Below are 22,526 nucleotides of genomic sequence, written 5' to 3'. Positions count from 1 at the left end.
AGGCAAGACCCCTTCCCAGGAGGGGAGTTACGCGTCCGGCGCGGGACGGTAGGGGCCGCCGATGCCCCAGGCCTGGTGCAGGACGGCCGCGAACTCGCCCGCGAGGCGGTGCTCGCCCGAGGCGTTGGGGTGCGTGCCGTCGTAGGTGTCGCGGTGGATGTCGTACGCCTCCGGGCGCGCGGCCAGCAGGATCGGCGAGGCGTCGGTGGTGAGGTCGGCCACCGCCTTCGCGAGCAGCTCGTTGAACCGGGCGACCTCCGCCGCGAAGGGGGCGTCCTCCTCGGCCCGGACGTTGGGGATCACCGGCAGGAAGACCATCCGGACGGCAGGGCGGGCCTCCCGGGCGGCCGCGACGAAGCGGCGGACGTTGTCGGCGGTCTGGTCGGCCCGCGTGTAGAAGCCGAGGTCGATCAGGCCGAGGGAGACGAGCAGGACGTCGGCGCGGGCGTCCCCGGCGGCGGGCCCGATGAGCGGGGCCATGTGCTGCCAGCCCTCGCCCCAGCCCGCGAGGTGCCGGCGGGCGGGCTCGGGGAAGTCCGCGGCGGCATAGCCGGAGCCGGTGCCGGTGCCGGCCTCGGTGCCGTACAGCCCGGTGCGCGGGCCGACGATCTCGAAGGAGGCCTCGCCGAGGGTGGCGCCGAGGTGCTGCCACATCCGGTAGCGCCAGGTGTAGTCGCCGGCGCGTCCGATGGTCATGGAGTCGCCGACGAACATGAAACGCATCCGGTCATCATCGCGGATCACACCGCGGGAACCCCTGTGATGCCGGACACCCCCGGGGGGCTGGCAGGCTTGGGGGATGCGCCTGCTGCCCCGGTCGACCGCCGTTCCCGCCGCTCTCGTGCTCGCCCTGCTGCCGGGGGCCGCCGCAGCGGCCGAAACCCCCGCCGCGTCCGGCACCGCCTCCGGGTTCACCATCGCCGACCCGCGGATCAAGGAGTCGAGCGGGCTCGCGGCCAGCCGGATCCACCCGGGCGTGTACTGGACGCACAACGACAGCGACGACGGCCCGTACGTGTACGCGGTGGACTCGGCGACCGGCAGGACCGTCGCGCGCGTGACGCTGACGGGGACCGGGACCCCGCGCGACGTGGAGGCGATCTCGCTCGGCCCGGACGGGCGGCTGTACGTCGGGGACATCGGCGACAACCGGGACGGCACCTGGGACCGCGTGTGGATCTACCGCTTCCAGGAGCCGGCGGAACTGGGCGACCAGACCGTCAGGGCGGAGCAGTTCACGGTGTCCTACGCGGACGGGCCGCGCAACGCGGAGGCGCTGATGGTGCATCCGGTGACGGGCCGGGTGTACATCGCGAGCAAGAACGAGCAGGGCGGCGGCCTGTACGAGGGCCCCGAGCGGCTGTCGGCGGACGGGCGCAACGTCTTCCGCCGGATCGCGGAGGTGCCGTGGGTGACGGACGGGGCGTTCTCGCCGGACGGGACCCGGCTGACGCTGCGCGGGTACTTCACGGCCCGTACGTACGCCTGGCAGGGCGGCCGCCCGGACGGCGCGGGCGAGCGGGTGGACGCGCCCTGGCAGGGCCAGGCCGAGTCCGTGACGTACGCGCCGGACGGGCGGACGCTGATGTTCGGGGCGGAGGGCGCGAACAGCAGGGTGGTGGCCGTACCGGTGGCACCGGCGGGGGGACCGTCCGGGCCGGCCCGCCCCGGCTCCCCGCAGCAGCCCGCGGCCCCGGGATCCGTCGGGCCCGCCGGCCCGGGTGCGCAGGGGGCGCCCGCCGGGCAGGACTCGGGCGGCTTCGCCAAGGGGGCGCTGGTCCTCGCGGTGGGCACGGCGGTGGTCCTGGCGGGCAAGCGGCTGTTCCGCCGCCGCCCGAAGGCCTGAGCCGCGCGGAGGCGCGTACAGCCGCCTGAAGGTGACCTGCCTCACACTGCGTCACACGCGCCGGTTCCGCGGTGTCTTGTGTCCGAAGCCCTGAACCGGAGGAGGACACCATGAGTGAAAAGACGGGTGTGGTCGTGGTCGGCGGAGGTTACGCGGGCGTGATGGCGGCGAACCGTCTGACGCTGGGCGGTGAGGTGACGGTCACGCTGGTCAACCCGCGTGCCTCCTTCGTCCACCGCATCCGCCTGCACCAGCTGGTGGGCGGCACCGACACGGCCGTCGTCGACTACCGCGACGTCCTCGCCGAGGACGTACGCCTGGCCGTCGACACCGTCGACCGCATCGACGCCCCCGCCCGCACCCTGCACCTCGCCTCCGGCGCCGCCCTCGGCTACGACTACCTCGTCTACGCCGTCGGCAGCACCGGCGCACAGCCGCGCGTACCCGGAGCCGCCGAGCACGCCTACCCCGTCGCCACCCTCGAGGACGTGGAGCGGCTGCGCCCCGTCCTGGACGCCGCGCCCGCCACCGCTCCCCTCACCGTCATCGGCGGCGGCCCGACCGGCATCGAGACCGCCGCCGAACTCGCCGGTACCGGCCGCACCGTCACCCTGGTCTGCGGCGGCGCCCTGGGCCCCTACCTGCACCCCCGCGGCCGCCGCTCGGTCGCCCGCCGCCTCGCCCGTCTGGGCGTCACCGTCGTGGACGGCCCCGGCACCGAGGTCACCACCGTCACCGGCCGCACCGTCCGCCTCGCCGACGGCCGCGAACTGCCCAGCCACGTCACCGTCTGGACCGCCGGCTTCGCCGTCCCCGACCTGGCCGCCCGCAGCGGGCTGACCACCGACGACGCGGGCCGCCTGCTCACCGACGAGACGCTGACCAGCGTCGACGACGTACGGATCGTGGCGGCCGGGGACTCGGCCGCGCCTTCGGGCGTGCCGCTGCGGATGAGCTGCCAGGCCGCGATGCCCCTGGGCGCGCGGGCCGCCGACACCGTCCTGAGCCGGCTGGCGGGCGAACGGCCCGGCACCCTCAAGCAGGCCTTCGGCGCCCAGTGCATCAGCCTGGGCCGCCACGACGGCATCTTCCAGTTCGCCGACCGGGGCGACTCCGCGATCTGGCTCCACATCGACGGCCGGCCCGGCGCCACGATGAAGGAAGCCGTCTGCAAGGGCGTCGTGCAGCACCTCGCCGACGAGGCCCGCAAGCCCGGCGGCTACCGCCTCCACCGCATCTCCGGCGGCCCGGCACGCCAGAAGAAGCTCCGGGCGCGGGACACGGCGGAAGCGGCGGCCGTCTGATGCGCGCGGCGGACACGGGGACCGGCGGGAACGACGGCACCAGCGGCATGGACGGCATGGACGGAGCGACCGGCACGGACGAGCAGGACCTCGCGGACCACGACGGCCACCACGGCCGCGCCGGCGGGGGAGGCGACGCCGGCGAAACGGCGACCGAGACCTTCGTCGCCCACCGCAACCTGCTCTTCACCGTCGCCTACGAGATGCTCGGCTCGGCCTCCGACGCCGAGGACGTCCTCCAGGAGACCTGGCTGCGCTGGGCCGGCGTCGACCTGGAGCGGGTCGACGACCGGCGCGCCTACCTGGTCCGCATCACGACCCGGCAGTCCCTGAACCGGCTGCGCGCCCTGAGCCGCCGCAAGGAGGCGTACGTCGGCCAGTGGCTCCCCGAACCGCTGCTCACCGCGCCGGACGTGGCCCAGGACGTGGAGCTCGCCGAGAGCGTGTCGATGGCGATGATGCTCGTCCTGGAGACGCTGTCGCCGACCGAGCGCGCCGTCTTCGTCCTGCGCGAGGCCTTCGACGTCGGCTACGACGAGATCGCCGCCGCCCTCGACAAGTCCCCCGCCGCCGTACGGCAGATCGCGCACCGCGCCCGCCGCCACGTCGACGCCCGGCGCCCGCGCCGGACCGTGTCCGCGAGCCAGACCCGGGCTGCCCTGGAATCGTTCCGCCACGCCCTCGACAGCGGGGACCTCCAGGGCCTCCTCGACGTCCTCGCCCCCGACGTCGTCCTGGTGGGCGACGGCGGAGGGGTCAAACGGGCCGCGCTGCGCCCCGTCGTCGGCGCCGGCAAGGTCGGCCGCTTCATCCTCGGCGGCACCGGCAAGGTCGCGGGCCGGCTCACCGTCACCCCGACGGTGGCCAACGGCAGCCCGGCGTTCCTCGCGTACCTCGACGGGGAGCTCGACGGCGTCATGGTGTTCCACGTCCAGGACGCCCGCATCACCGGCATCTACTACGTCCGCAACCCCGAGAAGCTGGGCCGGATCGAGGCCGAGACCGCGCTCACCCTGCGGTGACGGCGGTCGCGGGGGCGGGCGTGCCCGCCCCCGGCGGCCCGCCGGCCGCCGTTCCCGCTACGAGTGCCCCAGGTCGGCGGAGGGGAGGTCCGCCGCGGGCACGGAGCCGGTGTCGGGGACGGGGCGCAGCGGGAACTCGTCCGTCGCCATCGAGTCCAGTACCGGCGGCGCGGGCCGCGGCGGCTTGGGCATGACGGCGGCCTCCGAGTGGCCGCCGCAGCCGTACGAGAGGGACACGAGCCGGCCGTCCGCCGGGCTGAACTCGTTCGCGCAGACGCCGAAGGCCTGGCCCAGCGAGCCGCCGATCGCGACGAGGAAGCCGCACGAGACGCACGACGCGGGCGCCGCCTGCGCCATCGCGGTCTTCGCGCCGAAGGCCTCGTCCCACCGGTCGGCCGCCGTGTGAAGCCCGTACCGCGACAGGACGCGGGCGCGGCGCATGCCGAGCTCCTCCGCCACCGCGGTGATGGAGCCGCGCGCCGGGGCGACCACCCGGTCGGTGACGTCGGCGTCCTCGGCCTCGACCAGTTCGGCCATCTCGGTGGAGACCACCGAGTTCGGCGGCGGCGTGTCCTCACCGGACCAGCCGGGCTCCAGGCGCAGGTCGTCGGCGTCCGTGGGCAGCAGGTCGCCGGGGCCCATGTCGCCCGGGCGCAGCCGGTCGCTCCACGGCACCCATTCGGGGGCGAGCAGCGCGTCGTCGCCGGGGAGGAGCACCGTTTCGTTGAGGGTGACGTTCTTCGCGCGGGAGGCGCGGGTCACGGTGACGGCCCAGCGCCAGCCGCGGTAGCCCGGTTCCTTGCACTCGAAGAAATGCGTCACGACCCGGTCGCCCTCCGCTACGGCGGAGACGTGCGCGCCCACCACACCGGGGTGGGCGGCCTCCTCGGCCGCCGCACGGGCGAACTCCACCGCCTCGGCGCAGAGGCGGTCCGGGGCGGGCGTACGCGGGGTACGCGGGGTACGGCTTCGCGTCGTCGCAGCACTCACAGGTCTCGTTCTCTCCTACGCCGTCTCACGAGTGCGCCGTCCGTACTGTCGTCCACAACGACCCGTCGGTCTCGTCCGTACGTAGCGCGGGCGGAGCGGACCAGAGGGCCGCGTCGACGTCCGCGCCCCGATCGGCCTCGGGCGCACCCCACTGTGATCCATTCTGCGGGATCACGAAGAGGCGCGCGGCCAAGTGCAACCGCCGGTGGCGCGCTACGCACGCTACCTCCTCCGAAGCCTTCGGCCCACATGCGAGGTCCGATTCGCGGACACGGCACGCGCGGGGGGCCGGCGTGCCGGGTCCGTGCGGCACCTCCCGGAGACGCACCGGGGACGTGCCGGGAGGGGTTCCGCACGGCCTCTTGGGGCACTATGGGCCACGTGGCACCCGCACGGTCGTCCGCAGACGGCTCGGGACCGGCCAGGCGGGCCGGCCGGGCTGTCGGGCGTGCCCTGCACCTCCCCTTCACCGGTACGGCGCGCGGGATCCGGCGTGCCACGCACGCCCACGGGGCCGGTGAGTCGGGACTGGGCCGGCTGATCGAACTGCACGCGATCAACGGCGCCGGGGACGTCATGATCACCGTGGCGCTGGCCTCGACGGTGTTCTTCTCCGTCCCCACGGACGAGGCGCGCGGGCGGGTGGCCCTGTACCTGGCGATCACCATGGCTCCGTTCACCCTGCTGGCCCCGGTGATCGGTCCCCTGCTGGACCGGCTGCCGCACGGCCGGCGGGCGGCGATGGCGGGCGCGATGCTGACGCGGGCGCTGCTGGCGGTGATGATGTCCGGCGCGGTCGCCACGGGCGGGCTGGAGCTGTATCCGGCGGCCCTGGGCGTCCTGGTGGCCTCGAAGGCGTACGGCGTCGTACGCAGTGCCGTGGTCCCGCGCCTGCTGCCGCCGAAGTTCTCACTCGTCAAGGCGAACTCCCGGGTCACGCTGGCGGGCCTGCTCGCGACGGGCGCGGCGGCGCCGGTGGCGGCCGGACTGCACACGATCGGGCCTCCGTGGCCGCTGTACGGGGCCTGCGCGATCTTCGTCTGGGGCACTTTCGCGGCGTTCCAGCTGCCGCACAAGGTGGACGAGGCGAAGGGCGAGCGCCGGGCGCGGCTGTCCACGCACGAGGCGCATTCGAAGCGGCCGGGGCTGCGGACGGTCAGCCGTCCGGTGCTGTGCGGGCTGCTGGCGAACGCCTCGATGCGCGGGCTGTCCGGGTTCCTGATCTTCTTCCTGGCGTTCCTGCTGCGCGAGCACCCGCTGGCCGGGCAGAGCGCGGCGGTGTCGCTGGGCATCGTCGGTGTCGCGGCGGGCATCGGCAACGCGTGCGGGACGGCCGTCGGGGCGTGGCTGCGGGCCCGGGCGCCCGAGGCGATCATCGCGTCCGTCCTGTCGGTCACCCTGGGCGTGGCGGTCGTGGCGGCGATCCTGTTCAGCGGCCTGTTCATGGCCTTCCTGGCCGGCACGGCGGGCTTCTGCCAGGCGCTGGCGAAGCTGTCGCTGGACGCGATGATCCAGCGCGACGTGCCCGAGGCCGTGCGCACGTCGGCCTTCGCCCGTTCGGAGACGCTGCTCCAGGTGGCGTGGGTGATGGGCGGTGCGATCGGGATCGCCCTGCCGCTGAACGGCGTCCTCGGCATGTCGGTGGCCGCCGCCGTGGTCGCCCTGGGCACCCTGATGGCCCTGCGCGGCTTCCTGACCTCCCCGCACCACCAACGGCAGCACGGCTCCTCCCGCACCCGGGTGGCGTAAGGGCCCCGGTCCGGCCCGCGGGAGCCCCGCCGGGGCGGCCCGCCCCGCCGCAGGACCCCCGTGCGGCGGTGCGGCCCACCGGCCCGATAGCCTTCGGCTCATGACCGCACCGCTTTTCCCGGGTAGGGCCCGCCGCAGCGTCGCGGCCCTCGGAGCCGTGTCCGCCGGCCTCCTCCTCCTGTCCGCCTGCGACAAGCCGACGCCGCTCGCGACGGTGACCGTCGGCAGCTCGTCGGTGTCCGCCGAGTCCGAGTGCCGCACCGACGGCAAGGACCTCTCCATGGACAGGGTCCAGGAGTGCCTGACGGACCCCAAGAACGCCAAGACCATCGAGTACGGCCGCGGGGACACGCTGCGCCTGGGCGTCGAGCCCGAGATCGTCGAGGACGGCAAGAAGTGGCAGGCGGTCCTCGACGGCCAGCCGATCACCGAGCCCTCCGCCAACACCTACCGCAGCTTCCAGGGCGCCGACGTCTTCGCGACCGGCGGCCAGGGCGAGGCGCCCCAGTCGAAGCTGCTGGGCTTCGTCCAGGTCGGCGAGGACGGCAAGCCCCTATCCGTCTGGTCCTTCAAGCTCAAGCTGAAGAACTAGCGGACGGAAGGCGGGCGGCGGCGTGCGCGCGCTGATCGTGACCGCGGTGGCCGCGGAGGCAGACTCCGTGGCCGCCGGCCTGACCCCTCATCCGGACCCGGTCACGCCCGAGCCGCGCACCCTGCCCGGCGGGTACCCCATCACCCGCCGGGACCTGCCCGGCCTCGCGGCCGACGTCCTCGTCGGCGGTGTCGGCCCGGCCGCCGCCGCGGCCGCCACGGCCACCGCGCTCGCGCTGGCCGACTACTCCCTCGTCGTCTCCGCCGGCATCGGCGGCGGGTTCGCTCCCGCCGCCCCGCCCGGCTCGCTGGTGGTCGCCGACGCGCTCGTCGCCGCCGACCTGGGCGCCGAGACCCCCGAGGGTTTCCTACCGGTGCAGGAGCTCGGCTTCGGCCGCAACGTGCACCTGCCGCCCGCCGGGCTCGCCGCCCGCGCCGCCGAGGCCACCGGGGCCCTGCTGGCGCCCGTCCTGACCGTGTCCACCGTCACCGGCAGCGCCTCCCGCGCCGCCGAGCTCGCCGCCCGCCACCCGCTCGCGGGGGCCGAGGCGATGGAGGGCTTCGGGGTGGCGGAGGCCGCCGCCGCGCACGGGCTGCCGGTACTGGAGATCCGCGCCGTGTCCAACGCCGTCGGACCGCGTGACCGGGCCGCCTGGCGGATCGCGGAGGCGATGGACGCCCTCACCGCCGGATTCCGCGCGCTGGGACCCGTACTCGTCCATTGGGGAGAACGCCATGAGCACCGCTGAACCGCTCGCGATCGCCTACTCGCCCTGCCCGAACGACACCTTCGTCTTCGACGCCTGGGCGCACGGACGCGTCCCGGGCGCACCCGCCCTCGACGTTACCTTCGCCGACATCGACGTCACCAACGGCATGGCCGAGCGCGGCGAGCTCGACGTGCTGAAGGTGTCGTACGCCGTGCTGCCCTGGGTGCTGGAGGAGTACGCGCTGCTGCCCTGCGGCGGGGCGCTGGGGCGCGGCTGCGGCCCCCTCGTGCTGACGCGCGGGCCCGGCGTGGACCTCGGCACCGGCACGGTGGCGGTGCCGAGCGAACGCTCCACCGCGTACCTGCTCTTCCGGCTGTGGGCGGCGGACGTACTGCCGGACGGGGTCGGCAAGGTGGTCGTGCTGCCGTTCCACGAGATCATGCCGGCCGTGCGCGACGGGCGGGTGGACGCCGGGCTGGTCATCCACGAGGCCCGGTTCACCTACCAGGACTACGGACTGCACCGGCTGGCCGACATGGGCGAGCACTGGGAGTCCACCACCGGCCTGCCGATCCCGCTCGGCGCGATCATCGCCAAGCGCTCGCTGGGCGCGGAGAGGCTGCGTGCGCTGGCCGAGGCGGCCCGTACGTCGGTGCGGATGGCGTGGGACGACCCGGAGGCCTCACGGCCGTACGTACGCGCCCACGCGCAGGAGCTGGACCCGGCGGTCGCCGACCAGCACATCGGGCTGTACGTCAACGAGTTCACCGCCGACCTCGGCGACGCCGGGTACGCGGCCGTCCGCGGGCTGCTCACCAGGGCCGCCGCCGAGGGGCTGGTACCGGCCATCCCGGCGGACGCGCTGCGCTTCCCGTGACCTGACGCGCCGGTGCCCCGCCGCTCGGTGGGAGCGGCGGGGCACCGTGGTTCCGCGACGGTCAGACGTCGAGCCGGTCAGACGTCGAGCTGGTCGGCCACCGCGCGCAGCAGGCCGGCGATCTTCGTGCCGTGCACCTTGTCGGGGTAGCGGCCGCGCTCCAGCATCGGGGTGATGTTCTCGAGCAGGGTCGTCAGGTCCTGCACGATGGAGGCGAGCTCATCGGGCTTGCGGCGCTGCGCGGCCGCGACCGAAGGCGCCGGATCCAGCACCGTCACCGAAAGTGCCTGGTCACCGCGCTGTCCCGCGACCACTCCGAATTCCACCCGCTGCCCGGGCTTGAGGGCGTCGACCCCGGCCGGAAGCACCGACGAGTGCACGAAGACGTCGCCGCCGTCATCACGGGAGAGAAAGCCGAAGCCCTTCTCGCTGTTGAACCACTTGACCTTGCCGGTAGGCACGTCCGTCCTCTGTCCTTGTGCTCGTCGGGTCCGGTCGGCCGTCGTGAACGGCTCCGGATAGCAGTACAGCGGGTCCTCCGACCCGCCACCTCCAGGCTAATGGTCCAGAAACCGCTGACAAGACGTTCCCCGGTCCTTCCCGCTCCACCGCTTCGGCCAGGGAACTACCCTGGTGGGGTGACTGTTACTCCTCATCCCGACGAAGCGCGGCCCGGCGACGGCCTGGTCAAGGCCGGCGGCATCGTGTTCATCGTGGGCGCCGTGGCGACCCTCGCGACGATGGCCCCGCTGTTCCTGGGCACCGACCCGTTCCCGTCGTACGCGTGGGCCGTCTGCATGCTCATGGGCGTCGGCTTCGCCATCTCCGCGGCTGGCGTACTCCGCTCGGCCGCCGCCCAGCGCCGGGCGGCCCGCGCTTCGCAGGCCGCCTGACGGGCCGCCGCCGCCCGGCGCCTCAGGCCGCCCGGGCCCGCTCGTACTCCGCGAGCCACTGCGGCAGCGCGGTGAGGTCGCCCAGCACCACGTCCGCACCGGCCTCCCGCAGCTGCGACTCCGTGCACGGGCCGGTCGGCACCACCACCGACAGCGCGCCGGCCGTGCGGGCGCCGCGCACGTCCCCGATGTGGTCGCCGACGTAGATTTGCGCGCCGTACTCGCGCAGCGCCCCGGCCTTGGCCTCGGCCCAGAGCCAGCCGATGACGGCGTCGGGCTCCATGCCCAGGTGCTCCAGGTGGTGGCGGGCGTTGGGCTCGTTCTTGGCCGTCACGACGATCGCCCGTCCGCCGAGGGCCTGGACGGCCTTGATCGCTTCGCGGGCGCCGGGCATCGCGGGCGTCGGCTCGATGGCGTGGTCGACGTAGAGCTCCCGGTAGAGGTCCCGCATCGCCGGTATCTCCTCCTCGGGGAACCAGTACGCGAGCTCCTCCTCCAACGGCGGCCCGAGGCGCGTAATGGCCTCGTCGGCGTTGATGTACGCCCCGGTCTTCGCGGAGAGCGCCTGGTAGGCGGCCTTGATGCCGGGGCGGGAGTCGATGAGCGTCATGTCGAGGTCGAAGCCGACGGTGAGCTGCTGCGGGATGTGGGAGGTCATAGCGCCATTGTGCCGAGGCTCCACCGGACTGAGGGAAGCTAAGCGGAGGTTGGCTTAGCAGATGCCCTTATTTGGCGAAATGTCTGCTGCGTGGTGGATTCTCCGCTGGGGTGGGGCTGCGGGGCCGGAGTTTCGTCGGGACGGCATCACAGCCGCGTTGGGGTGACGAGACGACGGGCCGGGCGCCGGCCGGCCGGACTTCCGGGCCCCCAGGGGCCCTCAACGGTCCACCCCCGCGCACCGGATCGCTCCGCGCCCCTCCCGGCTCAGACGATGTCCCATGTGGCGAGGTGGACGCGCCGCTCGTAGCAGCAGACGCCTGCGGCGAGGGCGAAGACATTGCCCGTGCGCTGGCGTTGGTGACGGGGATGACTACTGAGCGCTGCTGTTACTGACAGATCGGCTGGGCGGCCGAGGAACGTCAGCGGACCGTTAGCGGCGAACCGGACACTGGGACCGGTATCGGCGGCACCCCGCCCGATTCCGCACATGACAGCCCCCCACCCTCCTCGGGAGCATCCCTTGTTCAGAGCGAAAAGACTGCAGGCCGCCCTCGTCGCGGTCACCGCCCTGGCCGGCCTTGCGGTGTCGACCGCGCCGGCCCAGGCCTCGACGTGCCAGCTGAACGGAGGTGCGTACATCTGTGAGTACGGCGTCTCGCGGACGGTACTCGCCGACGGGACGGTGCAGGAGTTCGTCGTCGGTACCGACCACGCGGTGTGGACGAACTGGGGTCGCGGCTCCTGGAACGGCTGGGTGTCCATGGGCGGATGGGTCAAGAGCCGCATCACCGCCACCCCCAGGCAGGAGCGCAGCACCGACCCCGTCATCATTTCGGCCATCGGCGCGGACGGCAAGGTCTGGTTCCGTCTGCGGGGGGCCAACGGCACGTGGACCGACTGGCTGATGAACTGCAACGACAGGCCGGGCGGCCCGCTGTGCCCGTGAACGTCGTAGGTGCACACTCCCGGCCCTGATCTGACGCGGAAGCGGCGTTGACGAACCTCGCTGCCGGTCCACATCACCACAGGCAGGCCGCAGACGCCTCCCGGGCAGAAGCGCGTAGCGATCTGTCGCGCCCACCAGTCCCGGATGCTGCCCTGCTCGTCATTTGGTGCGGGTATCGGCCCCGGACGGCCGTCGGACGCTATGCCGAGAGGAGCGCGTAGCGATCTGACGCGCCCATCCGCTTCCCTGGCTGTTCTGGTCGGCATCTGGTGCGGGTAGTGGGCCCCTGGCTCGGATTTCGATGGCTGGCGTGCCCGGATCCGGGAGCAGGCCGACGCCCGGCCCCTCGTCTCGTCACTGAGGGACCCGCTCCCCTTCTCCTGCCCCGTGACCGTTCCTTTGGGGGCTTCCCGGCAGTCCTTGTCTTTCCGGGGCGGGACGGTCGGTCAAGGGTGGCCGAAGGCCATCGCGAAGCGACGCGAACGCAGTGAGCGCCCTTGAGGGACCGGCACGACACGGAAGGACGATGGGACTGACGGGAAACCCCCAAACCAGCCCCGACACCGCCCCGCCGAAACCCCGCCCCCCGAAACCCCGCCCCACCCCCACCCCCTACCGTCGTCGCGCGCGCCACAGGAGGTACGCCGCCGTGGTGGCGGCCGCTGTGCGGGCCAGGGTGGGCCAGAGGGAGCGGAAGGCCGGCCCGAGCTGGTCGGAGGGGAGCGGGGTGCCCCAGTGGCCGGAGGCGCGGCCCCAGAGCCAGAGCATGGCCAGGGCGAAGACCGAGGCGGGCAGGCCGAGGAGGACCCACTTGCGCTCGCGGGGTCCGAGCACGCGCGAGGCGTACGCCACCAGCGCGCCGGCGCCGAGCAGCGGCCAGTACGCGGTGAGCGCCCCCGCGAGGAGCATTACCGCCGCCAGCAGGAGGAACGCGTGGGGGCGGGGCCTCGGTTCCCCCTCCGGGGCGGCGGCCTTCTTCTTCCGGCGCCGGTCGCGCAGGAACCGTACGAGGCCCCCCGCCGCCGCGCCCGGGCCCGCGGCGGAGTCCGGCTCGGCCCCCGCCCCCTCCCTCTCCGCGTCCTCGTCCCCCCGCTCCCGGAAGTGGTCCGGGAACTCGATGCCGCCCGCGAAGCCCTCCACCTGCGGCCCCGCCCCCAGCGCGCCCGGGGACAGGCTCCACCAGTCGGGTTCGGCTTCGGCGGAGGAGCCGAGTTCGTCGAGGCCGGCCAGGTGCGGCGGGACGTTCTGCGGGACGTTCTGCGGCCCGCGCTGCGCCGGAACCGCGGCCGGAGCGGCGGGAGCCTCCGGAGCCCCCGGAGCCGCCGGAGGCGCGGACCGGGTGGAGGTCACCCCGTCCAGGACCTCCTCCGGCGTGCCGATCCGGTCCAGGATGCCGCGTACGGCCGCCGGGGTGTCCGGTTCGTATCGGGCGCGCCGGCGGTCGATCTCGTCCCGCAGCCCCGCGACCAGCCGCATCCGGTCTCCGGACGACAGCTGCCGGCGCTGCGCCAAGTCCCCGACGCGGCTCAGGTATTCGTAGACCAGATGGTCGCTCTCGATCCCCACGCCCCCGACGGTAGCGCGTGCGTCCGTGGAGCGGCCGACGGCTCAGCGGATACCGTTGGCCGGATGGGGACCGGACGGCGGTCCGGCCGGCGTGACCAGGAGGCGACCAACGTGCCCGAGGCAAGTACCGCTGCGGCGAACGCCCCGCGCTCCCTCGCCGAGGCGCTCCGCGCCCGCGACGACGTGGCGCTCGCCGCCCTGCTGCACGCCCGCCCCGACCTGCTGAACCCGGTGCCCGGCGACGTCACCCAGCTGGCCACCCGCGCCGGCACCCGCGCCTCCGTGGTGCGCGCCCTGGACCGTCTGGACCGGTTCGCGCTGCAGACGGCGGAGGCCCTCGCGGTCGCCCCGGACCCGTGCCCGTACCCGGTGCTGGAGTCGCTGCTGACCGGGACCGGCGGCGAGGACACCGAGGCCCGCGACGCGCTCCCCCGGGCTCTGGGGACCCTGCGCGACCAGGCTCTGGTGTGGGGGGACGAGGACCGGCTGCGGCTGGTCCGCACCGCCCGGGAGCTGCTCGCCCCGTCGGCGCAGCGGCCCTCGCCGACGGGGCTGGGGCCGACCGTGGCGGAGGCGGTGGCGGGGATGTCGCCGACCCGGATCCAGGAGATCGTGGCGGCGGCCGGGCTGCCCGCGACGCACGACCCGGTCTCCGCGGTGTCCGCGCTGACCGGGCTGTTCACCGACCCGGAGCGGATGTCGGCGCTGCTGGACGAGGCTCCGGCGGAGGCGCACCAGGTGCTGGGGCGGCTCGTGTGGGGGCCGCCGTACGGAGAGGTGACCCCGAATCCGACGCCGCCGGTGCGCTGGCTGCGCGACCGGGGACTGTTGCTGCCGGCTTCGCCGCGGACGGTCGTACTGCCCCGGGAGGTCGCGCTGCACCTGCGGGGCGGGCTCGCGCACCGGCGGACGGCTCCGCTCCCGCCGCCGGTGGGCGTGCACCGGGAGCACCGTCCACAGCTTGTGGACGCGAACGCGGCGGGGCAGGCGCTGGCGGCGCTGTCGACCGTCGAGGAGCTGGTGAAGTCCTGGGAGCACGCCGGACCGCTGGTGCTGCGGGCGGGCGGGCTGGCCGTACGGGACCTGAAGCGGACGGCGGCCGCGCTGGACACCACCGAGAGCGCGGCGGCGTTCTGGATCGAACTGGCCTACGCGGCGGGGCTGCTGGCCACCGACGGCGAGGCCGACGAGCGGTACGCGCCCACGCCCGCGTTCGACGGCTGGCGCGAGCTGCCGCCCGCCGAGCGGTGGGCGGCGCTGGCCCGGGCCTGGCTGCCGGCCACCCGCACGCCGGGGCTGGTCGGGGAGCAGGACGCCAAGGGGCGCTCCCTGTCGGCGCTCGGCCCCGACCTGGACCGTTCGGCGGCGCCGGAGGTGCGCCGCCGGGTCCTGGAGCTGATCGGGGAGCTGCCCGAGGGCGGGGTGCCGGACCCGGAGGCGGTCCTGGAGCGGCTCGCGTGGGAGCGTCCGGCGCGCGGTACGGGCGATCTGCGGGCCCGGCTCGCGCGGTGGACGCTGCACGAGGCCGAGGTGCTGGGGGTCACCGGGCGGGGTGCGCTCAGCGTGTTCGGCCGCGCGCTGCTGGAGCACCGTGATGCGGCGGGGCCGCTGGCGCCGCTGCTGCCGGAGCCGGTGGACCACGTGCTGTTGCAGGCGGACTTGACGGCGGTGGCTCCCGGTCCGCTGCTGCGGCCGCTGGCGGAGATGCTGGCCGTGCTCGCGGACGTGGAGTCCAAGGGCGGGGCGACGGTGTACCGGTTCACGCCCGGTTCGGTGCGGCGGGCGCTGGACGCCGGGCAGACGGCCTCGGACCTGCACGCTTTCCTCACCGAGCACAGCCGTACGCCGGTGCCGCAGCCGCTGGCGTACCTGATCGACGACGTGGCGCGGCGGCACGGGCACCTGCGGGTCGGGGCGGCGTCCTCGTACGTACGGTGCGACGACGACGCGATGCTGGGGGAGATCCTCGCGGACAAGCGGTCGGCGTCGCTGGGGCTGCGGCGGCTCGCTCCGACGGTGCTGGCGGCGCAGGCGGATCCGGCGGCGCTGCTCGACGGGCTGCGGGCGATGGGGTACGCGCCGGCGGCGGAGTCCCGTACCGGTGACGTGCTGGTGTCGCGGGCCGACGCGCACCGCACCCCGGCGCGTTCGGCGCCGGTGCCGGTGCCGGACGGGCCGCCGGTGCCGGACGCGACGCTGCTGGGGGCGGCGGTACGGGCGATCCGTGCGGGCGATCTGGCGGCGACGGCGGTCCGCAAGGAGCCGGCGGCCGCCTCCTCGGGCGCTCCGGGGGAACTGCCGCGCACGAGCGCGGCGGAGACCCTGGCCACGGTGCAGGCGGCGGCGCTGACGGGGTCGGCGGTGTGGATCGGGTACGTGAACGCCGACGGCGCGGCGAGCCAGCGGGTCATCGCCCCGGTGCGGGTGGAGGGCGGCTTCGTCACGGGCTACGACCACACGGCGGACGAGGTCCGCACGTACGCCCTGCACCGCATCACGGGGGTGGCGGAGCTGGCGGAGGACCAGGTCTAGACGCGGCCGGCGGGAAAACCGCTGGCCGGGGCGGGGGCCGACCGGCACTCTGGCGCCATGCCCGAAGCACTGCCCGAAGCGGGATCCGCGTCCGCACCGGGTCCCGCCTCCCCGCCCGCACCCGCGTCCGCACCGGGATCCGCGTCCGCCTCCCCGCCCGCACCCGCGCCCGCACCCGCACAGGGATGCGCGTCCCCGGCCCCGTCCCCGTCGCCCGTCCCCCGGTACCAGATCCGCGCCGCCCACACCGGTGCCACCGTCACCGTCTACCAGGCCTACGCCCCGCGGCTCGGCGTGCCCGCGGCCCGCGACGGGCGCTTCCCGCCCGCGTGGAAGCGGGAGCGGATGACGTGGATCAAGCCGTCGTTCCTGTGGATGATGTACCGCTGCGGCTGGGCCACGAAGGCCGACCAGGAGACCGTCCTGGCGGTGGAGGTCACCCGCGAGGGCTTCGACCGGGCGCTCGCCCGCGCCTGCCTCTCCCACTACGTGCCCGGCGTCCACGCGGACCGCGAGGCGTGGCGGGCGTCCCTGGCCGGCTCCCCGGCCCGGGTGCAGTGGGACCCGGAGCGGGACCTGCACCTGAACGCGCTGCCCCACCGGTCCCTGCAACTGGGTCTGTCCGGATGGGCTTCGCGGGCGTACGCCGACGAGTGGACGGTGTCCATCCGCGACGTCACCCCGCTGGCCCGGGAGATCCACGCCCTGGTCCGCGCGGGCGACACCGGGGCCGCCCGCGCGCTGCTTCCGGCCGAGACCCCCTACCCGGCGGGCCCGCTGCCCCACCTGGGCGCGTAGCGGAGCCCCGGGGCCCGCCGCGCCGCCCCCGGCTCACCGGGGCGCGTAGTCCACCAGCGCGGGGTCGAAGGGCCACGCCTCGCGCAGCCAGGCGCTCACCGCCCCGTGGACGCGGGCGTCCAGGTGGGCGCGGTCGGCCCGTACCCAGGAGCTGACGTGCACCCGCCGGGGATCCTCCTTGGCGGGGTAGACGTAGAGGCACCCGATGACCTCGTCCGCGCCCTCCAGCACGCTGTACGTGAACCCGCGCCGCTCCGCGAAGTCCCGCGCGTGCCGCTCCAGGTCGGCCAGGTTCGCCTCGACGGACATCCCCTCGGGCGGCGGCCAGGCGCGGCCCTCGAAGCCGGGCGTGGCCCGGATGTGCGCGATGCTCCCGCTCCAGGCGGCGAGGTCCCGCGCGTTGTGCTCCGCCCCGAGCGGCTCCAGCCGGAAACCGTCGCAGGCGAGCGTGCGCGGCACGTCGAAGCCGTCGGGCACGAAGGACTGCTGATCTTCATTCATGGACCGGACCGTACGCGGCACCGGTGGGCCGCGTCAGCGCGTTTTCCCGGCAGGGGCCGGCGGGACCCTCCACCCCGGGGCGGGATACGGCAGACTGGAGGTTTGGCCGCCCGCGCCCGGGCGGCCGCCACCCCGCCGGAAAGGGACAGGCGTGAACGGGCCTCTCATCGTCCAGAGCGACAAAACCCTCCTTCTCGAGGTCGACCACGAGCTCGCCGGGGCCGCGCGGCGCGCCATCGCCCCCTTCGCGGAGCTGGAGCGGGCGCCCGAGCACATCCACACCTACCGGATCACCCCGCTCGGGCTGTGGAACGCCCGGGCCGCCGGGCACGACGCCGAGCAGGTCGTCGACGCGCTCGTCGAGTACTCCCGCTATCCCGTCCCGCACGCGCTGCTGGTCGACGTCGCCGAGACCATGGCCCGCTACGGGCGCCTGACCCTGTCCAAGCACCCCGTCCACGGGCTGGTGCTGACCAGCACCGACCGGCCCGTGCTGGAGGAGATCCTGCGCTCGAAGCGGATCGCCCCGCTGGTCGGGGCGCGGCTCGACGCCGACACGGTGGCGGTGCACCCGTCGGAACGCGGGCAGATCAAGCAGACCCTGCTGAAGCTGGGCTGGCCCGCCGAGGACCTCGCCGGGTACGTGGACGGCGAGGCGCACCCGATCGACCTGGAGGAGAACGGCTGGGCGCTGCGCCCGTACCAGGCGCAGGCCGTCGAGGGGTTCTGGCACGGCGGGTCCGGGGTGGTCGTCCTGCCGTGCGGCGCGGGCAAGACGCTGGTCGGTGCCGGTGCGATGGCGAAGGCGAAGGCGACGACGCTGATCCTGGTCACCAACACCGTCTCGGCGCGGCAGTGGAAGCACGAGCTGGTGCGGCGCACCTCGCTGACGGAGGAGGAGATCGGCGAGTACTCCGGTACGCGCAAGGAGATCCGGCCCGTCACGATCGCCACGTACCAGGTGCTGACGACCAAGCGGAAGGGCGTCTACCCGCACCTGGAGCTGTTCGACTCCCGGGACTGGGGGCTGATCCTCTACGACGAGGTGCACCTGCTGCCGGCGCCGGTGTTCAAGTTCACCGCCGACCTCCAGGCGCGCCGGCGGCTCGGTCTGACGGCCACTCTGGTGCGGGAGGACGGGCGGGAGTCCGACGTGTTCTCGCTGATCGGGCCGAAGCGGTTCGACGCGCCGTGGAAGGAGATCGAGGCGCAGGGCTACATCGCGCCGGCCGACTGCGTCGAGGTCCGCGTCAATCTGACCGAGTCCGAGCGGCTCGCGTACGCGACCGCCGAGACGGAGGAGAAGTACCGCTTCTGCGCGACGACCGCGACGAAGCGGAAGGTCACCGAGGCGCTGGTGCGCAAGCACCGGGGCGAGCAGACGCTGGTCATCGGGCAGTACATCGACCAGCTCGACGAGCTCGGCGAGCACCTGGACGCGCCCGTCATCAAGGGCGAGACCTCCAACGCGCAGCGGGAGAAGCTCTTCAACGCCTTCCGCGAGGGCGAGATCAGCGTGCTGGTCGTCTCCAAGGTCGCGAACTTCTCGATCGACCTGCCGGAGGCCACCGTCGCCATTCAGGTGTCCGGCACCTTCGGTTCCCGTCAGGAGGAGGCGCAGCGCCTGGGCCGGGTGCTGCGGCCGAAGGCGGACGGGCACGAGGCGCGGTTCTACTCGGTCGTCGCGCGCGACACGATCGACCAGGACTTCGCCGCGCACCGCCAGCGCTTCCTGGCGGAACAGGGCTACGCCTACCGGATCATGGACGCGGACGAGCTGCTGGCGAGCGACTGACCCGGTCCTCCGGAGCCGGGCGCGGGGCGGGGATCCGGCCCCGCGCCGGGCGGTGGCGGATGCGTCGGCAGGCCGCGCCCGTCAGGGCGGTGAGGGCCGGTACGGCCCACACCCACAGGTGCGGCCACTCCCGCAGCAGGGCCCGGCCGGTCAGCGGGACGTGGTGGGCCCAGAAGTCGGCGGAGGCCTCCGGGAGCACCAGCAGCCCGAGCAGGGCGGTGCCGGCGAGACCGGCCAGGGCGGTCAGAGCGGCCCGGACGCGCCGGGTCAGCAGCAGGTACGGGATGAAGAGCGCCGGGGTCAGGGTGATCCCGGCGGCGATGCCCAGGGCGAAGCCCTTGCCGAGGGCGGTGCGCGGCCGGCCGAGGTCCCAGACGGCGAGGCAGGCGAACGCCAGGTTGATCTGGGCGGGCAGCGGGCTCTGGAACAGGGGCTCCAGCCACAGCCCGGCGATGGTGGCGGCCAGGACGGGGCCCCGCCGGGCCCGTACCGAGGCGAGCCGGCAGGACAGCAGGACCAGCAGGGCGAGCAGGCCGGCGTTCCCGAGGACGAGGACGGCCTTGAGCACACCCGCCGGCAGCCAGGCGGCGGGCGTGAAGAGGATCGCGGCGAACGGCGGATAGGCGCTGGGCGGATGCCACTCGGCGGCGGAGAAGCCACTGAGGACGGCGTCGGCGACGGGGACGCGCAGGGCGATGCACAGGACGCCCAGCGCGAGCAGCGGGCCTGTGACCAGCACACCCGCGAGCGGTGAGGAAGAGGAAGCGGAATCGGGGCTGCGGGTCACGCGCGTGACCCTAGTGGATCAACGTGCGGTTGCCGCCGGGTTCAGGCCAAAGCCTGCGTATCCGTCAGCGGCGTATGACGCCCGCGTCATGGGCGTACTCACCGAGGACGGCGACGCTCACGGCGGCGGCGGCGAAGACCTTGGCGGCGCGCAGTACATCGCCGACGCGGTGGCGGGGACGGGGGCCGGAGGCGGCGGTGGCGCCTCCGGCCCCGGGCCCGCCCTGGACCGGGACAAAGGTTGCGGTGCTCATGTGTCCATGGTCCTTCTCCGCCCCTCCCCGCACATCGCCCTCGGGATGGAATCCCCAGCTCTCCCGGCTCCTCCTCGCGGCCCATGGCATCCCCTAGTGGCTCTGCCGGAGGTCTGACACTCCCCGGTATGACACCCGTACGGAGGTCCCACCCCCTCCGGGCTTCCGGCCCGGATATCCATTCGCGCCGCCCCGCCCGGCTGACTACACTCTCCGCTCTTGCCGCCCCCCGCCGCCGCAGCGGGGAGAGCCGCCTTCCGGACGGAAACCGGGGGCTTCCGTACCGCACAGACCAGCAGCTGGAGGCCCTTCCGTGTCCGCGCACGCCCCCGACACCACCGCACCCGACACCACCGGTCCCCTCGGCCGGGAACGGGCCCACCTGGCCGCCTCCCGCTCCGCGCTGCGCGCCATGCGCGAGGACGTCGAGGCCCTGGACATCCGCGACGTCACCGCGAACTGGGTCAACGCCATCGTCCTCCAGGCCCAGATCGACGACCGCATCAAGGCCCTCGCCGACCTCGCCCACACCCCGCTGTTCTTCGGCCGCCTCGACTACCTGCACGCCCCGGGCGCGGAGCTCGCCGAGGGCGCTGAGGGCGAGCAGTTCTACATCGGCCGCCGCCACGTCCACGACGCCGAGGGCGACCCGATGGTGATCGACTGGCGGGCGCCGGTCTCCCAGCCCTTCTACCGCGCCTCCAAGGCCGACCCCCAGGACGTCGTGCTGCGCCGCCGCTTCGGCTACACCGGCGGCGAACTGACCGCGTACGAGGACGAGCACCTCAGCGACCCCGCCGAGTCCCCGGCCGTCAGCAAGCTGCTCCAGCAGGAGATCGAGCGGCCCCGCGTGGGCCCCATGCGCGACATCGTCGCGACGATCCAGCCCGAGCAGGACGAGATCGTCCGCTCGGGGCTCTCCGGCTCGGTCTGCGTCCAGGGCGGCCCCGGCACCGGGAAGACCGCCGTCGGCCTGCACCGGGTCGCGTACCTCCTCTACGCGCACCGCGAGCGCCTGGCCCGCACCGGCACGCTCGTCATCGGGCCGAACCGTTCCTTCCTGCACTACATCGAGCAGGTCCTGCCGGCGCTGGGCGAGCTGGAGGTCAAGCAGGCCACCGTCGACGACCTCGTCGCCCGCGACGGCCTGGAGGTACGCGGCACCGACTCCGCCGCCACGGCGGTGGTCAAGGGCGACGCCCGGATGGCGGAGGTCCTGCGCCGTGCCGTCCGCTCGCACGTCACCCCGCCCGCCGAGCCCCTGATGGTGGTCCGCGGTTCGCGCCGCTGGCGGGTGCCCGCGTACGAGCTGGAGGAGATCGTGACCGAGCTCCAGGACCGCGACATCCGCTACGGCGCCGCCCGCGACGCGCTGCCGCAGCGGATCGCGCACGCGGTCCTCGTCCGCATGGAGCAGGCGGGCGAGGCGCCGGACGACCGGGTGCAGGACGCGGTGGCCCGCAACGCGGCCGTGAAGGCCGCGGTCAAGGCGGTCTGGCCGGCGGTCGAGCCGGCGAAGCTGGTCCTGCGCCTGCTGTCGGACGCGGACTTCCTGGCCCTGCACGCCGAGGGCGTCCTCACGGCCGACGAACAGAAGCTGCTGCTGTGGCCGAAGCCCTTCCGGAGCGTGAAGTCGGCGAAGTGGTCGGCGGCGGACCTGGTGCTGATCGACGAGGCGGCGGACCTGGTGGAACGGACGCCCTCGCTCGGCCACGTCGTCCTCGACGAGGCGCAGGACCTGTCCCCGATGCAGTACCGGGCGGTCGGCCGCCGCTGCACGACGGGTTCGGCGACGGTACTGGGCGACCTCGCGCAGGGCACCACCCCATGGGCGACGCGCAGCTGGGAGGAGGCGCTGACGCACCTGGGCAAGCCGGAAGCGGTGCTGGAGGAGCTGACGGCGGGCTTCCGCGTGCCGCGCGAGGTGATCGCGTACGCGTCACGGCTGCTGCCCTCGATCTCGCCGGGGCTGGCCCCGGTCTCCTCGGTCCGCGAGACGCCGGGGTCCCTGAAGGTGACCCCGTCCACCGACCTGACGGCGGACGTCATCGCCGCCTGCCGCGCCTCCCTCGCGCACGAGGGCTCGATCGGCCTGATCGCGGCCGACGCCCGGATCCCGGTACTGGCGGAGGCCCTCGCGGCGGCGGGCCTGCCGTACCTCTCCCCGGGCGAGGAAACCACGGCGGAGTCCCGCCTCACCCTGGTCCCGGCGTCGCTGGCGAAGGGCCTGGAGTACGACTACGTGGTCCTGGACGAGCCGGCGGCGATCGTCGACGGCGAGCCGGACGAACGGACCGGGCTGCGCCGGCTGTACGTGTGCCTCACCCGGGCCGTGTCCGGCCTGACGGCGGTCCACGCCACGACGCTGCCGCTGCCCCTGACCTGACGCGCCGCGCGGCCCCCTCCTGGGGGCTCCGCCCCCAGCCCCCGCGCCTCAAACGCCGGCGAGGCTGGATGTGCCTGCGCAGCCCGCCCGCCTGCGGACCGTTTCCCGGGGGCCAGCCCCCAGACCCCCGCGCCTCAAACGCCGGCGAGGCTGGAGTTGCCGGCCAAGCTGGAGCAGCACACCTGCGTGGGCAAACCACGGGCGGGCGGCCGGACAACGGACGCAAGGGGGCGGGGACGGGGTGGGGTGTCGTCCGGGGCTAAAACGAGATGAATTCGGCGCGCGGTACCGCTCCGCAGGACATACCCGGAACAGGCGCC

At 74.4% G+C, this 22,526-nt stretch carries 21 protein-coding genes; 13 read left to right on the top strand and 8 right to left on the bottom strand.

What is annotated here, in order from left to right:
• Window positions 1-27: 27 nt before the first annotated feature.
• Window positions 28-723 (bottom strand): GDSL-type esterase/lipase family protein, encoded by a 696-nt coding sequence (locus ACZ51S_RS32605; protein ID WP_468962867.1) that lies wholly within the window; start codon window positions 721-723, stop codon window positions 28-30.
• 76 nt (window positions 724-799) lie between these two features.
• On the opposite strand from ACZ51S_RS32605, the gene ACZ51S_RS32600 reads away from it, so the two are divergent.
• The 3 genes from ACZ51S_RS32600 (at window position 800) to ACZ51S_RS32590 (ending at window position 4,172) form a co-directional block, all read left to right on the top strand.
• Window positions 800-1,846 (top strand): SMP-30/gluconolactonase/LRE family protein, encoded by a 1,047-nt coding sequence (locus ACZ51S_RS32600; protein ID WP_468480075.1) that lies wholly within the window; start codon window positions 800-802, stop codon window positions 1,844-1,846.
• A 110-nt stretch (window positions 1,847-1,956) separates the two neighbouring features.
• Entirely contained in the window at window positions 1,957-3,150 is a 1,194-nt protein-coding gene (locus tag ACZ51S_RS32595) for an NAD(P)/FAD-dependent oxidoreductase (RefSeq protein WP_468803694.1), read from the top strand.
• The gene (locus ACZ51S_RS32590; RefSeq protein WP_468962864.1) at window positions 3,150-4,172 is read left to right on the top strand and encodes an RNA polymerase sigma-70 factor; all 1,023 of its coding nucleotides are present in this window, start codon (window positions 3,150-3,152) and stop codon (window positions 4,170-4,172) included. Before ACZ51S_RS32595 ends, ACZ51S_RS32590 begins: the two co-directional genes overlap by 1 nt.
• A gap of 57 nt (window positions 4,173-4,229) precedes the next feature.
• On the opposite strand, the gene ACZ51S_RS32585 is transcribed toward ACZ51S_RS32590, so the two are convergent.
• Window positions 4,230-5,162 (bottom strand): DUF3027 domain-containing protein, encoded by a 933-nt coding sequence (locus ACZ51S_RS32585; RefSeq protein WP_388942263.1) that lies wholly within the window; start codon window positions 5,160-5,162, stop codon window positions 4,230-4,232.
• A 372-nt stretch (window positions 5,163-5,534) separates the two neighbouring features.
• Here ACZ51S_RS32585 and ACZ51S_RS32580 point away from each other — a divergent pair, with 372 nt between their 5' ends.
• From ACZ51S_RS32580 to ACZ51S_RS32565, 4 genes are all read left to right on the top strand, one after another.
• The gene (locus ACZ51S_RS32580; protein ID WP_468480078.1) at window positions 5,535-6,911 is read left to right on the top strand and encodes an MFS transporter; all 1,377 of its coding nucleotides are present in this window, start codon (window positions 5,535-5,537) and stop codon (window positions 6,909-6,911) included.
• 100 nt (window positions 6,912-7,011) lie between these two features.
• Window positions 7,012-7,503: a DUF2771 domain-containing protein gene (locus ACZ51S_RS32575; protein WP_388942269.1), complete on the top strand. Its 492-nt coding sequence runs from the start codon at window positions 7,012-7,014 to the stop codon at window positions 7,501-7,503.
• A gap of 22 nt (window positions 7,504-7,525) precedes the next feature.
• On the top strand, window positions 7,526-8,251 hold the full coding sequence (locus ACZ51S_RS32570; RefSeq protein WP_468480079.1) for a futalosine hydrolase: 726 nt from the start codon (window positions 7,526-7,528) through the stop codon (window positions 8,249-8,251).
• Window positions 8,238-9,089 (top strand): 1,4-dihydroxy-6-naphthoate synthase, encoded by an 852-nt coding sequence (locus tag ACZ51S_RS32565; RefSeq protein ID WP_468480080.1) that lies wholly within the window; start codon window positions 8,238-8,240, stop codon window positions 9,087-9,089. Before ACZ51S_RS32570 ends, ACZ51S_RS32565 begins: the two co-directional genes overlap by 14 nt.
• A gap of 77 nt (window positions 9,090-9,166) precedes the next feature.
• Here ACZ51S_RS32565 and ACZ51S_RS32560 read toward each other — a convergent pair whose 3' ends face one another.
• Window positions 9,167-9,550, bottom strand: a complete 384-nt coding sequence (locus ACZ51S_RS32560; protein WP_030012939.1) for a cold-shock protein — start codon at window positions 9,548-9,550, stop codon at window positions 9,167-9,169.
• A 177-nt stretch (window positions 9,551-9,727) separates the two neighbouring features.
• On the opposite strand from ACZ51S_RS32560, the gene ACZ51S_RS32555 reads away from it, so the two are divergent.
• Complete coding sequence (locus ACZ51S_RS32555) at window positions 9,728-9,982, top strand: hypothetical protein (RefSeq protein WP_344162807.1); 255 nt, start codon at window positions 9,728-9,730, stop codon at window positions 9,980-9,982.
• Window positions 9,983-10,004: 22 nt separating this feature from the next.
• On the opposite strand, the gene ACZ51S_RS32550 is transcribed toward ACZ51S_RS32555, so the two are convergent.
• A complete protein-coding gene (locus ACZ51S_RS32550; protein WP_388942279.1) occupies window positions 10,005-10,640 on the bottom strand; it encodes an HAD family hydrolase in 636 nt (211 codons plus the stop codon).
• Between the two features lie 522 nt (window positions 10,641-11,162).
• Here ACZ51S_RS32550 and ACZ51S_RS32545 point away from each other — a divergent pair.
• The gene (locus ACZ51S_RS32545; RefSeq protein ID WP_468962862.1) at window positions 11,163-11,588 is read left to right on the top strand and encodes a DUF8189 domain-containing protein; all 426 of its coding nucleotides are present in this window, start codon (window positions 11,163-11,165) and stop codon (window positions 11,586-11,588) included.
• Between the two features lie 612 nt (window positions 11,589-12,200).
• Here ACZ51S_RS32545 and ACZ51S_RS32540 read toward each other — a convergent pair.
• A complete protein-coding gene (locus ACZ51S_RS32540) occupies window positions 12,201-13,154 on the bottom strand; it encodes a hypothetical protein (protein ID WP_468886754.1) in 954 nt (317 codons plus the stop codon).
• Window positions 13,155-13,217: 63 nt separating this feature from the next.
• On the opposite strand from ACZ51S_RS32540, the gene ACZ51S_RS32535 reads away from it, so the two are divergent.
• Together ACZ51S_RS32535 and ACZ51S_RS32530 are read left to right on the top strand one after the other, a co-directional pair.
• Window positions 13,218-15,686, top strand: a complete 2,469-nt coding sequence (locus ACZ51S_RS32535; RefSeq protein ID WP_468962860.1) for a helicase-associated domain-containing protein — start codon at window positions 13,218-13,220, stop codon at window positions 15,684-15,686.
• A gap of 57 nt (window positions 15,687-15,743) precedes the next feature.
• On the top strand, window positions 15,744-16,484 hold the full coding sequence (locus ACZ51S_RS32530; protein ID WP_468962858.1) for a DUF4291 domain-containing protein: 741 nt from the start codon (window positions 15,744-15,746) through the stop codon (window positions 16,482-16,484).
• A 33-nt stretch (window positions 16,485-16,517) separates the two neighbouring features.
• Here the strand turns inward: ACZ51S_RS32530 and ACZ51S_RS32525 are convergent, their stop codons facing one another.
• A complete protein-coding gene (locus ACZ51S_RS32525) occupies window positions 16,518-16,985 on the bottom strand; it encodes a GNAT family N-acetyltransferase (RefSeq protein WP_468886759.1) in 468 nt (155 codons plus the stop codon).
• 151 nt (window positions 16,986-17,136) lie between these two features.
• Here ACZ51S_RS32525 and ACZ51S_RS32520 point away from each other — a divergent pair, with 151 nt between their 5' ends.
• Window positions 17,137-18,780, top strand: coding sequence for a DNA repair helicase XPB (locus ACZ51S_RS32520; protein WP_388942299.1), 1,644 nt, complete (start codon window positions 17,137-17,139; stop codon window positions 18,778-18,780).
• On the opposite strand, the gene ACZ51S_RS32515 is transcribed toward ACZ51S_RS32520, so the two are convergent.
• Window positions 18,746-19,567 carry a glycosyltransferase family 87 protein gene (locus tag ACZ51S_RS32515; RefSeq protein WP_468480098.1) on the bottom strand — a complete coding sequence of 274 codons (822 nt, stop codon included), beginning with the start codon at window positions 19,565-19,567 and terminating at the stop codon, window positions 18,746-18,748. The genes ACZ51S_RS32520 and ACZ51S_RS32515 overlap by 35 nt on opposite strands.
• A gap of 64 nt (window positions 19,568-19,631) precedes the next feature.
• The gene (locus ACZ51S_RS32510) at window positions 19,632-19,820 is read right to left on the bottom strand and encodes a hypothetical protein (protein ID WP_388942305.1); all 189 of its coding nucleotides are present in this window, start codon (window positions 19,818-19,820) and stop codon (window positions 19,632-19,634) included.
• A gap of 412 nt (window positions 19,821-20,232) precedes the next feature.
• On the opposite strand from ACZ51S_RS32510, the gene ACZ51S_RS32505 reads away from it, so the two are divergent.
• On the top strand, window positions 20,233-22,206 hold the full coding sequence (locus ACZ51S_RS32505; protein ID WP_468480103.1) for a HelD family protein: 1,974 nt from the start codon (window positions 20,233-20,235) through the stop codon (window positions 22,204-22,206).
• Window positions 22,207-22,526 lie beyond the last annotated feature (320 nt).

It is taken from the genome of Streptomyces sp. NPDC034043 (assembly GCF_055575675.1).
The sequence above is the reverse complement of the archived record's forward strand: the minus strand, read 5'-3'. Positions and strand labels throughout refer to the sequence as shown.